This window comes from Marinomonas sp. NPDC078689, assembly GCF_044542435.1.
GTDB lineage: Bacteria > Pseudomonadota > Gammaproteobacteria > Pseudomonadales > Marinomonadaceae > Marinomonas > Marinomonas arenicola.
The window spans coordinates 57,039-69,267 of sequence record NZ_JBITUJ010000009.1 but is presented as its reverse complement, the minus strand read 5'-3'; the positions used below and the strand labels follow the sequence as shown (position 1 = coordinate 69,267).

Here is a 12,229-nt window from a genome sequence, read left to right as displayed (position 1 = left end):
TCATCTACCTTTGCCTTAGGTTAGGCAAAGGTAGATGCCGCTGGAGTAAAGGCGATGAGTCACTCATCTCAAAACACGTTTATTGCCCAATGCACGGGCAAATTAGAACGCGCAATAAAACTCATACTGCGCATGACAGACCGCTTGTTTGCTTTGTTGTCTGTCCTGGCACTATTGGCCATTGTTGCTGTCGTCATCTTGCAGGTATTTTCACGCTTTTTGCTACCAAGTTCTCCTATTTGGACTGAAGAACTGTCGCGCTATTTGTTTGTTTACCTAATTGTCATGGGCTCAGGATTGGTCATTAGCAAAAACCAACATGTTCGCTTAGAACTCTTTCAATCTGGCTTAAACGTGATCTGGACTAAGGTCTACCACGTATTTTGTCACCTATTAGCGGGAGGGTTTTCTATCTATATCCTGCCTTATGCTTATAAATACGCTCAAATAGGTCGCTGGCAAACCTCCCCCGCCCTAGAAGTTCCTATGTATTGGGCTTTTTTATCGGTCAGTTTTTTCTTCGCCTTAACCGCTTTTTATAGCCTGATGAGTGCCTTGCTTGTGTTGCTTGAGCGCGATGACCAAGGAGTGTCTCCATAATGGACGTCATTATTCTTTTTGCTGTTTTCTTCGCCCTTCTTCTCATCGGCGTGCCTATTGTTTTTTGCCTTGGGGTTGCGTCACTCACCTATTTAACACTCGCTGGCATTCCGTTAACCATTGTTCCACAACGCCTTTATGCCGGGATGGATTCCTTTGTTTTACTCTGTATCCCAGGCTTTATTCTCGCTGGCAATCTGATGAATGTTGGCAACATAACCGATTACATCATTCGCTTTAGTAATGCGCTATTAGGCCATATTCGTGGTGGGCTAGGACTTGCTAACGTTGGTGGCTCTATGATTTTTGGTGGTATTTCTGGCACCGCTGTTGCCGACACCGCCAGCATTGGTGCTGTGATGATTCCTGGCATGGCCAAAAGTGGCTATGACAAACCCTTCGCCGCTGCTGTAACCGCCGCGTCTTCGACAATAGGCCCTATTATTCCACCTAGTGTTCCTATGATTATCGTCGGATCATTAAGCGGTATTTCTGTGGGCAAAATGTTTTTAGCCGGAGTTGTACCAGGCATCATGCTAGGTTTAGCTATGATGATAACGGCGTATATTATTGCCGTAAAACGCCAATATCCTCGTGAAAAACGTGCCACATTAAAAGAGATTTATACGGTTGGCAAAGGGGCTTTTTGGGCCTTATTAATGACCTTTATTATCCTCTACGGCATCATTGGCGGGCTTTTCACACCAACAGAAGCCTCCATCATGGCAAGCCTGTATGCCTTTGTCGTTGGGATGTTTGTCTATAAAGGCCTTACTTGGCAGAACCTTCCGAAGCTTTTAGTTAGCACGGTATTAAGCTCCACCAGCCTATTACTCTTAGTGGGCATGGCGAACTTATTTGGCTGGATACTCACCAGCGAACAAATACCACAAATGCTCGCCAACGCAATTTTTGACATCAGCGAAAACCCAATTGTGGTGATCTTGATCATCAACATTGTGCTCTTGATTGTCGGCGGTTTTATGGAAACCATCGCCGCGCTGATCATTCTTTTCCCGACGCTGTTAAAAGTCGCGGAAGGCATCGGCATGGACCCAATCCATTTTGGCGTTATGGCGGTGCTGAATCTCATCATTGGTTTAACCACACCACCGGTTGGGGTATGTCTATTTGTCGCTGCAGGTATCAGTGATCTGCCGATGACTCGCATTGTGCGCGCTATTTGGCCGTTCTTAATCTGTAACATCATAGTGCTTTTACTGGTTTCTTATATTCCGGCTATTTCACTGTGGCTTCCGTCTTTATTAGATTAATCAGCCTGTGGGCAGAGGGTATAAAATGGACATTCAACAGATTCCCAGTGCAATCGACCCAAGCCAGCATCAAGTGGGTCTGGTGCACATCGGTCTGGGGGCTTTTCACCGCGCTCATCAAGCGGTGTACCTAGAAAAGACACTCGCTCAACATGGTGGCGATTGGATGATAGCCAGTGCGAATATTCGTTCTAACTATCAGTTGGTTGAGCAACTCAAAGCGGCTAATTACAGCTACCCAGTGGTCGAGTACACCGACAGTCAGCATCTAGTGGTGCGTGAAATAAAAGCCATTAAGCAGGCTTTTTTTGCCAAAGATCAGCAAGAGCGCCAGCGATTATTAGCACAAATGAGCGCCGCCTCCACCAAGATAGTCACCTTAACCGTGACAGAGAAAGGCTATTATTTGTCACCTTCAAGCGGAGATTTGCTACTGGAAAACCCAGCGGTCCTGCATGATATCCAACACCCAGACGACCCAAAAACAGCGCTAGGGCTGATCGTTAATGCGCTCAAACAGCGACGTGCGCAAGGCCTACCAGCCTTCGCCGTTTTGTCTTGCGACAACATGCCCCACAACGGCATCAGAACCAAAAACGCCGTACTCGGCATGGCCAGCGCACAAGACTCGTCATTGGCCACCTGGATAGAAGCAGAAGTTGCTTTTCCAAGCTCGATGGTCGATCGCATTGTTCCTGCGCTTTCTGCAGACGATCTACAGAAAATAGAAGCTGACACCGGCATTACCACCCCCACTGTGGTGAAATGTGAAGCCTTTTGCCAATGGGTGGTCGAAGACAACTTTCCCCTCGGGCGCCCTCAATGGGAAAGCGCGGGGGTGCAAATGGTTCAGGACGTCTCCATTTACGAAACCATGAAGCTCAGAATGCTCAATGGCAGCCATTCTTTATTGGCCTATTTAGGGCAACTGGCGGGCTATCAGACCGTTGCTCACGCCATGGAAAACACCACGGTCCGAGCGTTTCTTGAGCATTATATGCAACAGGAAGTGGCCCCCACGTTACCCACATGCAAACCACAAGAGTTAATGGCATACAGTCAGCAATTGCTAACTCGCTTTGAGAACGACAGTTTGCAGCATCAACTCTCTCAGATCGCCATGGATGGGAGCCAAAAGCTGCCTCAACGCTGGCTTAGTGGGTTAATAGAACAGCAGCAAAAACAGGCCTCGTCTGCGGCGACGGAGCTGGGGATTGCAGGCTGGCTATTTTACATTCAACAAGCCGCTCAACAAAAAACATCGATCAATGATCCCCTAGAAGCCGAGTTGTTCGCGCTTGTATTGGCGCAATATTCCAACTCGTTTGAATTGGTCTCGGCGTGTTTAGCACAACAAGACGTTTTCCCACCCATCATGATGACCAACCGCTCGCTGATAACGCGTTTGGCCTCATTATTCGACGCTTTGCAGCGCAAAGAAAGCCTCTTGGACTTGATGCAAAGCGCATGTCGATCAACAAACAATAACCATTAGGAGCGTATTTTATGGAACATACTTGGCGTTGGTTCGGAACCCAAGATCCGATTAGTTTGCAAGACATTCGACAAGCTGGCGCAACCGGCATAGTCACCGCCTTGCATGATTTGCCCAATGGTGAGGTTTGGCCTATTGAGCGAATTCAAGAAGTTAAAGCCACCATTGAAGCGGCAGGCATGCGCTGGTCCGTAGTAGAAAGCATTCCTGTTCATGAAGACATCAAACAGCGTACCGGCAACTACCAAAAATACGTTGAAAACTACGCACAAAGCATCCGTAACCTAGCTCAATGTGGCATTTCCATCGTCTGCTATAACTTTATGCCAGTATTGGATTGGACCCGTACGGATTTGAGCTACACCTTGGCCGATGGCTCCCGTGCGCTGCGCTTTGATCAAACGGCATTTGCGGCGTTTGATTTGTTTATTTTACAAAGAGAAGGCGCCGAAGCCGAGTACAGCGAAGCTGAAATTAACGCTGCGAAAAGCCATTTAGCGGCCTTAGATGACACTGGCAGAGAGCAATTAATCGGCACCATTTTGGCAGGCCTGCCCGGCGCAGAAGAAAGCTACACATTAGAGAACTTTCGTACAGCTCTGGCCGCCTACGACCACATAGACAAAGACACCTTGAGAGAAAACTTCGCTCACTTCTTAGATCATATTGTGCCCGTTGCCGAAGCCTGTGGTGTGTCTCTTGCGGTGCATCCAGACGATCCACCACGCCCTATTTTAGGTTTGCCACGGATCGTTTCGACCAAAGAAGACATCCAGTGGTTGATCAATCGAGTGCCGTCAAAAACCAATGGCATCACTTTTTGCACTGGCTCTTATGGTGTTCGTGAAGACAATGATTTATGCGCCATGGCTACCCGCTTTGCTGACCGCATTTACTTCACTCATTTGCGCTCTACACAACGGGAAGAAACTCGGGGAAGCTTCCACGAAGCCGCCCATTTGGAAGGCAATGCCGACATTTCAGACGTGATTTTAGTGTTATTGAAAGAAGAAAAACGTCGCCAAGAAACAGGGGAAGGCAGCGCTATTCCACTGCGCCCAGATCACGGCCATCAAATCATGGACGATTTGCGCCGAGACTCGAAACCTGGCTATTCTGCCCTTGGCCGAATGAAGGGCTTAGCCGAAATTCGTGGTGTGGAATTTACCCTGAAAAAATACGTACTAAAATAATGCCTTTAGAATAAGGCTTTTAGAATAACAAGCACCGCTAAGCGCACAAAAAGACCCTAAATCATGGTGTATTAACATCATCATTTAGGGTCATTTTTTAACCCAAGGGGTTATTCATGGCATTCATCATTTAGAAAACTTTGCAGAAGATTTAAAGCAGTCGACTCATGGAAGCCTTACAATTGGCTCAACTCCCGCATTAGCAGCTCAGTTAACTCCGACTTTAATACGCCATTTCGTCGACGAAAATCCAGATGTTCACATCAGTTTATTAACAGACAGCGTTGATCAATTAATGAGAGGGTTAAGACAGGCCAAGTATGATCTAATTCTTACGAATCATGTTAACTACCATTCGGGTTTTATTGAAGAACCATTAATCGATGTTGATTGGGTATGTGTTCTACCAGAAAGCCATCCTTTGGCAAAAAAAGATGTGATAACGCCTACAGATTTAAATAATGAGAATCTCCTGAAGTTGATTGATGAAGATGGTATGGAGTGGCACAGCCATAAAAGTTTGTTGAAAGAACATAATATTAAAATTCGCTCACAATTTTCTACTCAACGCTCACTTTCAGGCTATGGGATGGTGGCCGCTGGGCTCTGTATCGCACTCTTAGAACCCTTTAACGCTAACATGTGGTTAGGGCGAAATGTCGTCACTCGGCCTTTTAAACCACAATTAAAATATCGCTACACCATGTATTATTCTGCGGACCACATTCGTAGTAAGCTATCAAGAGAGTTTTCGATTTGCGCAAAACGAAAAATTAAAAAAATATCTTATGCACTCAAATAGAACAAATAATTAGAATCAAAAACAAGCCGAAGAGCCCTCATAAAAAGCTTTTTAGGAGATGTTACAATTTTGTCCTATAAGAAAAAATATGTTGTATCGACCAAAAGAAATTCGAAGTAGAAACTCTCTAAAAGTCAGTAAATACGATGATTACAGAGTTAGTGGCCATTATTGAAATGGTACACCCGAGAGGGTTCGAACCTCCGGCCTTCGCCTCCGGAGGGCGACGCTCTATCCAGCTGAGCTACGGGTGCATTACAGGGTAGAAATTCTTAGAAGTGAATTTCGAGTTGCATATTCTAAAGGAAAACACTGAGGATTCTAGTCTTAAACGTAAGAAAGCAGGAATATTCTCCATTTATTTTTTGGTGGTTGCTGCTTGCTCAGCGAAGAGCCCGTGAAATCGCTTCTGCCGCCGCCACGTTAGCGCTCTCACCCAAGGTCTAAGGACAGACATTTTGTTGCAGACGAGGGAATGTTTAACGGTATACTTATCGCTCGCTTTTTTATGATGTAAGGACTGCTTGTGACCTTTTTCTCTTCATTCTATTTTCGCCGCTTATTGCTGATTGGCAGTAGCGCCTTGTTGGCCAATTACGCGATCGCCAGCAATCAAGATACCAATGAGATTGCCGCTCGTATCACGCCCGTCGGTAAAGTGTGCGTAGAAGGGCAAGACTGCCAAAAAGCAGCGGCAGCTACCCAGGTCGCTGCCACCTCAGACAGCAAAGAATACACAGGTCGTGCACCTGAAAAAATTTACCACACTTACTGCATTGCTTGTCATTCTAGCGGCGCAGCCGGTGCGCCTCGTCTTGGTAATGTTAGAGAGTGGCAACCGCATATTGCAAAAGGCATGGATACCTTGGTGAAGCATGCCATTAATGGCCTTGGCGCTATGCCGCCAAAAGGGTTTTGTGCTGACTGTAGCGATGAAGAGCTCGCTCAAACGACTCAGTATATGGTCGACAAAAGTAAATAACAGCACACATAAAAAAGAACCCCCAACCTTGGCAGTCCAACGCTTGGGGGTTCCTTCAAAAAGTCTTTTCTAACGCGCTTTGATGCAGCCTAACTGGCCTTTTCAGTTATGAGTTCAACATGGCTTTGAGCGCCGATAACGAGGCTTGTCCACGTTCTTTCTTCACCGTATCGGACTCATCGCTGCGCCCTTCCCAGACCAAGTCCTCTTCTGGCAGCTCGTCTAAGAAGCGGCTCGGCAAACAATCAATTTCTTCACCGTATTGGCGACGTTTGGCAGCCAAGGTAATGCATAAGGTGCGCTTAGCTCGCGTAATGCCCACATACGCTAAACGACGTTCCTCTTCGATGTCGTCGTTTTCGATGCTGTTGCGGTGCGGCAACAGCTCTTCTTCACAACCGATCAAAAACACATGGGGATATTCCAGACCTTTCGAGGCATGCAGGGTTAAAAGCTGCACCTTATCTTCGTCTTCCTCTTCTTCTTGTCGTTCTAACATATCGATCAACAAGAGCTTACTAATGGCTTGGTCTAAGCCTGCGGTTTCGTCTTCTTCCCACGCTGATTCCATCATTCGTTGGATAGATTCCAGTAAAAAACGAACGTTTTCAATGCGACGTTCTGCCATTTTTGGCGAGCTGGATTGATCTTGAATCCAGCCGTAATAATCCATATCAAAAATCATTTGCTCAATGATGGGCACCGGAGAGGCGCCTTCTAAGCGCTGACGCAAGGTCGACATCCAATGTTCAAATTCATGCAAACTTTTTAACGGCCGTCCGCTAACGGTCTCTTCTAACGCTTTGTACCCTGCGGCTTCAAATAAACTCACATTGCGTTCGGTGGCCAAATGCCCCACCTTTTCCAGTGTGGCTGGGCCAATTTCGCGACGCGGTAAATTCACCACGCGCAAGAAGGCGTTATCGTCCGCTGGGTTCACCAGCAAACGCAAATAGCCCATCAGATCTTTGATCTCAGCGCGAGAGAAAAAGGAAGTGCCGCCGTTCATTTTATAAGGGATACGATAGGCCTGAAGTTTAATCTCTATCAATCGAGCCTGATGATTCCCGCGGTATAAAATCGCAAAGTCTCGGTAAGGAATATCATGTCGCAAATGCCGCGACTGTATTTCTGCGGCGACTCGCTCAGCTTCCGCGTCTTCATTGCGCGTTACCATGACACGAATAGGGTCACCTTCTCCCAAATCACTCCACAAGGCTTTATCGTAGACGTGTGGGTTATTGGCAATGAGGGTGTTGGCTGCCTTCAAAATAATTTTCGTTGAGCGATAGTTTTGCTCAAGCTTAACCAGTTTCAAATTCGGGTAATCGACCGATAAACGTTCTAGGTTTTCAGGACGTGCGCCACGCCACGCGTAGATGGATTGGTCATCGTCCCCTACTAAGGTAAAGCAACGACGATAACCCGCTAATAAGCGAATCAATTCGTACTGGCTGGCATTGGTGTCTTGGCACTCATCCACCAGCAAGTAGCGCACTTTTTTCTGCCATTTATCACGCAATGGCTCGTCGGCCATCAACAAACTCACTGGCAATAAAATCAAATCATCAAAATCCACCGCGTTGTAAGCGCGCAAATAACGCTGATATTGCACATACACTTGCGACGCCAACAGAAACTCTTCGGTGTCCGCGTTCATGGTGGCTTCTTGCGGTGTGGTTAAATCATTTTTCCAGTTCGAGATGGTGTTCTGACAGAACGCCGCCGCGTCGGTTTGTTCGTTGAATTCCTTGTCTAAAATCTCTTTAATCAAGGACAAAGAGTCTTGTGAATCAAACAAGGTAAAGCCGTCTTTAAGCCCCGCTTTTCGGTATTCCTTACGAAGAATATTTAGCCCTAAGGTATGGAATGTCGAAATGCTCAAGCCTCGACTTTCTTGCTTCGACAACATGCCCAAAACCCGCTCTTTCATCTCGCGAGCGGCCTTATTGGTAAAGGTTACCGCAATAATACTATTGGCTTTGAAACCACACGTTTGAATCAAATAGGCTATTTTTGTGGTAATTACACTGGTTTTTCCTGAGCCTGCCCCAGCCAGCACCAATAAGGGCCCGTCAATTTTCTTCACGGCATCAAGCTGACGCTCATTGAGGTTACGTAAACGCTGGGATATGGAAGGCAGGGATTCACTCATGACACACTCTGGTTTTACCACTCTAAAAATCAGCGCCTAGTGTACCTGACTCTGTCCATGCTCGCACAAGCTTCGTGACGCTTAATGCAAATAAACCAGCACAAAAAAAGGAGTGGTTTTCACCACTCCTTTTTTATTATTTTACACATCAGTCAGTTAACTAAACACTAAGCGTCCGCGTCTGACTTTGTGTCTTCAACAGGGCGTCGGCTCCAGTAACTCGCCAATAACGAGCCGGAAATATTGTGCCAAACGCTGAATAAAGTACCAGGCAAAGCCGCCACAGGGCTAAAGAACTTAATCGCCAAAGCCGCTGCCAAACCAGAGTTCTGCAAACCGACTTCAAACGCAATGGTGCGACAAACACGCTTATCAAAGCCTAATAAACTCGTCACCCAATAACCTAGAGTTAAACCAATCGCGTTATGGATAATCACCGCGGCCGCCACAATTAAGCCCACTTCAGCTAAGCGAGAAGCGCTTAACGCCACCACAATGGCAATGATCAGAACGATCGCAAACATGGAAACATAAGGCAAAATCACTTCCGCCTTGCGCACCAAGTCAGAGAACAATACGTTCATCAACACACCCACTGCCACAGGCACCAAGACGATTTTTACTAGGCTCATCAACATGGACATGGCTGGCACATCCACGCTTTGACCAATCATCAAGGACACAAGGAAGGGCGTTAATACCACACCCAGTAAAGTAGAGATCGCGGTCATGGAAATCGACAAGGCAGTATCGCCTTTTGCCAAATAACACATCACGTTCGAAGACGTACCACCCGCCACGCTGCCCACAAGCAACATACCCACAGTAAGCTCAGTGCTAAAACCAAAGCTAAAGGCGACAATTAAAGCGGCGATCGGCATCACAAGGAATTGCAACAAGACACCAACAATAACCGCCTTACGGTTTGCCAGTACCTGTTTAAAGTCTTTTGGACTCAATGTTAGTCCCATAGCAACCATGATCACGATTAATAAGGGAATGATTTGCGATTTAAGATCCACAAATAACGCGGGCTGAAAATATGCCAACGCGGATAACAATACTGCCCACAAAGGAAACAACTGGATAACCATAACCCACTACTCCGCTAGTAGTGTTGTCTGTTTCTCACGTTAAAACGCTCAAAATCAGCAACACTTTGATGTCATTATTATAAGAAAACAAAAGACAGGCTTCGCCAAAACAACGGCCTGTCTTTTGAAGGAGATGGATTGTACCGGATAGGTTAAAGGGATCAAATATACAAAGACAAAGATTCAGAACTAAAAAGCAACAGAAAGCGCTACGCCCCACTCCCGTGAATTATTATCAGGCTCAATATAATCAGAACCATCACTGCTGGTGATCTCAGATTCGTCAATATGCCAATAGGCATAAAACGGTTCTACATTAAACACCACTAAACCATTCAATGGTCGAGAAAACTCTGCGCTCACTTTATAACCAGAACCGCTATTTTGCTTAAGGGTAATATCACTGTAACCAGGAATAGAGCTCAAATACGTATGGTTAATGCCCTTTATAAGGTAATCGTATTCGACCCTTCCTCCTATGCTCCAGCCATTATGCATAGGGCTTCCCAACACCTCGATGCCAAGCGGAGCATACCAATAGGTCTCATCTCGTTCATAACCGAGCGCTCCCGTACTGCTTGTCATATAACTGGAATCGTCGTTGAGGTTACGATACCCCAAACCAATATAAGGCGTAATACGCGCCCCTCTTCTAAGATAAAAATCCTGACCCAACATGCCGCGAACCTCTAGCATGCTATCCGGTATATTATTTATCGTTCCCGAGCCGTCGTAATCCATGTCGCCACTGGAGTAATTAATATCAAACAACAAAGCCTGACCATTTCTATGAACAGAAAAGCGACCTAAAATTCCGGTTAAATAACCCTCTTCCGTCATGACACTCGGTTCTTTATAGGTAATAGAAGAAGCATACAATCCTAATTGAAACGTATTTCCTTCCACCCCGAACGCAAATACTCCAGAGCTCACGCCCATCAGCGCTAAAATCAAAACTTTAGGGCTAACCATGCCAATACCTCTAAATAGGAAAAGTGATCTTGCATTCTATTAAGCGACCAGTGTTCCGCCAATATACAAAAGCAAAGGCTGACACAAGACTGACTAAAAATCCTATCTATCCTGATATTTACGTTAATTCGCTGCTGCGCCAGCCAACGTTTTCTCCATTTTACGATAACTGAGCGATTCCATTAAATGCGAACGCGTCACCTTTGAGCCACTGAGATCGGCAAGCGTCAGCGCCACTTTAAGCACTCTGTGATAAGCCCGAGCGGAGAGTTTTAGCGCTTCCAAGGCTTGCTGCATAAAGAGTTTATCGTCTTCATTCAGCGCGCAAATGGCCTCTAGCTGACGGCCAGACAATTGTGAATTCTGCATCCCTTGGCGTAGCCTTTGTCTTGCTACGGCAAGTTCGACACGCTGACGAATAGCGTAACTGTCTTCTCCTTCTTCTTGAGCATTTACCAACACACTAGAGGGCAAAGGCGGCACTTCTACGTGTAAATCAATGCGGTCTAAAAAAGGCGCGGAGAGTTTCTTTAGGTATTTTTGGCTGGCACTGGATTGGTAATAATCCTGCTCACCCGTATAGGCTTCATTGCTTGCATTCATTGCTGCCACCAGCTGAAAGCGAGCCGGAAATGTCACTTGCCCACGGGCTCTGGAGATGTGCACCTCACCGTTTTCTAACGGCTCACGTAATACTTCCAATACCTTACGATCAAATTCGGGTAGCTCATCTAAAAACAGTACGCCGCAATGCGCTAATGAGGCTTCACCCGGTTTGGGTATCGAGCCCCCACCTACCAGCGCGGCGGCCGAACAAGAATGGTGCGGTGAGCGAAAAGGACGCTCAGACCAATGCCAATCTGTTCCCATTTTGCGCCCCGCCACCGATTGTACCGACGCCACGGCCAGCGCTTCGGCTTCTGTCATGGCCGGCATAATGCTCGGCAACCGAGACGCCAACATGGTCTTGCCAGTGCCTGCTGGTCCGATAAATAACAGATTATGACCGCCTGCGGCGGCCACTTCTAACGCTCGGCGCGCTTGGTATTGGCCTTTTACATCTCGCATGTCCCTATGCTCCACGAAATGGTCCGCTTCATTGAGGTTGTGGGCACAAGGGGATAAAGGCGTGAGTTTAAGAAGGTGTGCGGTGACTTGCGTTAAGCGGGAAGCAAACACAGAATCCCCGTCCACTAAGGCCGCTTCAGATTGGTTGTCTTCAGGCAAAATAAGCTGTCGACCCGCTTGCTGACAAGCAATAACAGAAGGCAGTAAACCAGGCACGCCACGAATATCGCCAGACAAAGCCAGTTCACCAATAAATTCAAAAGCCCGTAAGTTCACTTCGCCTAACTGTCCTGAAGCCGCCAATATACTGATGGCGATCGCCAAATCATAGCGGCCACCCTCTTTGGGCAGGTCTGCTGGGGCTAAATTAATGGTGATACGGCGGGTAGGAAACTCAAAACGGCTGTTAATGATGGCGCTGCGTACGCGGTCTTTTGATTCTCGCACGGCGGCTTCGGGCAAGCCCACTATATTGAGGGAAGGAAGGCCATTCGAGATATGGGTTTCCACTGTCACCAACGGTGATGCCACACCAACTCGGGCGCGGCCATAGATAGTTGCTAAGCTCACGATCACTCCTTGATCTTGTATAAC

The 12,229-nt window shown here is 46.8% G+C and carries 10 protein-coding genes and 1 tRNA gene; 6 read left to right on the top strand and 5 right to left on the bottom strand.

Translation table 11 applies throughout. The annotated features are described in order from the left end of the window. The first annotated feature begins 54 nt into the window (after window positions 1-54). The 5 genes from ACIGBN_RS14435 to ACIGBN_RS14415 all read left to right on the top strand — a co-directional run bounded on the left by ACIGBN_RS14435 (window position 55) and on the right by ACIGBN_RS14415 (window position 5,364). Complete coding sequence (locus ACIGBN_RS14435) at window positions 55-600, top strand: TRAP transporter small permease (RefSeq protein WP_396666243.1); 546 nt, start codon at window positions 55-57, stop codon at window positions 598-600. After that, the gene (locus tag ACIGBN_RS14430) at window positions 600-1,874 is read left to right on the top strand and encodes a TRAP transporter large permease (RefSeq protein ID WP_341567522.1); all 1,275 of its coding nucleotides are present in this window, start codon (window positions 600-602) and stop codon (window positions 1,872-1,874) included. Before ACIGBN_RS14435 ends, ACIGBN_RS14430 begins: the two co-directional genes overlap by 1 nt. Before the next feature lie 25 nt (window positions 1,875-1,899). Continuing rightward, window positions 1,900-3,369: a mannitol dehydrogenase family protein gene (locus ACIGBN_RS14425; RefSeq protein ID WP_396666240.1), complete on the top strand. Its 1,470-nt coding sequence runs from the start codon at window positions 1,900-1,902 to the stop codon at window positions 3,367-3,369. A gap of 11 nt (window positions 3,370-3,380) precedes the next feature. Further along, window positions 3,381-4,562 carry a mannonate dehydratase gene (gene uxuA / locus ACIGBN_RS14420; RefSeq protein WP_396666238.1) on the top strand — a complete coding sequence of 394 codons (1,182 nt, stop codon included), beginning with the start codon at window positions 3,381-3,383 and terminating at the stop codon, window positions 4,560-4,562. Window positions 4,563-4,674: 112 nt separating this feature from the next. Continuing rightward, window positions 4,675-5,364, top strand: a complete 690-nt coding sequence (locus tag ACIGBN_RS14415) for a LysR substrate-binding domain-containing protein (RefSeq protein ID WP_396666330.1) — start codon at window positions 4,675-4,677, stop codon at window positions 5,362-5,364. Between the two features lie 177 nt (window positions 5,365-5,541). On the opposite strand, the gene ACIGBN_RS14410 is transcribed toward ACIGBN_RS14415, so the two are convergent. Continuing rightward, a tRNA-Arg gene (locus ACIGBN_RS14410) sits at window positions 5,542-5,618 on the bottom strand. Between the two features lie 272 nt (window positions 5,619-5,890). Here ACIGBN_RS14410 and ACIGBN_RS14405 point away from each other — a divergent pair. After that, a complete protein-coding gene (locus ACIGBN_RS14405) occupies window positions 5,891-6,346 on the top strand; it encodes a c-type cytochrome (RefSeq protein WP_396666236.1) in 456 nt (151 codons plus the stop codon). Window positions 6,347-6,452: 106 nt separating this feature from the next. Here the strand turns inward: ACIGBN_RS14405 and rep are convergent, their stop codons facing one another. From rep to ACIGBN_RS14385, 4 genes are all read right to left on the bottom strand, one after another. Further along, the gene (gene rep, locus ACIGBN_RS14400) at window positions 6,453-8,501 is read right to left on the bottom strand and encodes a DNA helicase Rep (protein WP_133002653.1); all 2,049 of its coding nucleotides are present in this window, start codon (window positions 8,499-8,501) and stop codon (window positions 6,453-6,455) included. A gap of 167 nt (window positions 8,502-8,668) precedes the next feature. Further along, the gene (locus tag ACIGBN_RS14395; RefSeq protein WP_396666234.1) at window positions 8,669-9,595 is read right to left on the bottom strand and encodes a bile acid:sodium symporter family protein; all 927 of its coding nucleotides are present in this window, start codon (window positions 9,593-9,595) and stop codon (window positions 8,669-8,671) included. A 189-nt stretch (window positions 9,596-9,784) separates the two neighbouring features. Then, on the bottom strand, window positions 9,785-10,567 hold the full coding sequence (locus ACIGBN_RS14390; protein WP_396666232.1) for an autotransporter outer membrane beta-barrel domain-containing protein: 783 nt from the start codon (window positions 10,565-10,567) through the stop codon (window positions 9,785-9,787). A gap of 123 nt (window positions 10,568-10,690) precedes the next feature. Further along, a complete protein-coding gene (locus ACIGBN_RS14385; RefSeq protein ID WP_396666230.1) occupies window positions 10,691-12,205 on the bottom strand; it encodes a YifB family Mg chelatase-like AAA ATPase in 1,515 nt (504 codons plus the stop codon). Window positions 12,206-12,229: the final 24 nt, after the last annotated feature.

What these genes read in the sequence shown, in the direction of transcription:
- ACIGBN_RS14435 (WP_396666243.1), top strand. Translation starts at nt 55, where the DNA reads ATGAGTCACTCATCTCAAAACACGTTTATTGCCCAATGCACGGGCAAA.
- ACIGBN_RS14430 (WP_341567522.1), top strand. Translation starts at nt 600, where the DNA reads ATGGACGTCATTATTCTTTTTGCTGTTTTCTTCGCCCTTCTTCTCATC.
- ACIGBN_RS14425 (WP_396666240.1), top strand. Translation starts at nt 1,900, where the DNA reads ATGGACATTCAACAGATTCCCAGTGCAATCGACCCAAGCCAGCATCAA.
- uxuA (WP_396666238.1), top strand. Translation starts at nt 3,381, where the DNA reads ATGGAACATACTTGGCGTTGGTTCGGAACCCAAGATCCGATTAGTTTG.
- rep (WP_133002653.1), bottom strand. Translation starts at nt 8,501, where the DNA reads ATGAGTGAATCCCTGCCTTCCATATCCCAGCGTTTACGTAACCTCAAT.
- ACIGBN_RS14395 (WP_396666234.1), bottom strand. Translation starts at nt 9,595, where the DNA reads ATGGTTATCCAGTTGTTTCCTTTGTGGGCAGTATTGTTATCCGCGTTG.
- ACIGBN_RS14390 (WP_396666232.1), bottom strand. Translation starts at nt 10,567, where the DNA reads ATGGTTAGCCCTAAAGTTTTGATTTTAGCGCTGATGGGCGTGAGCTCT.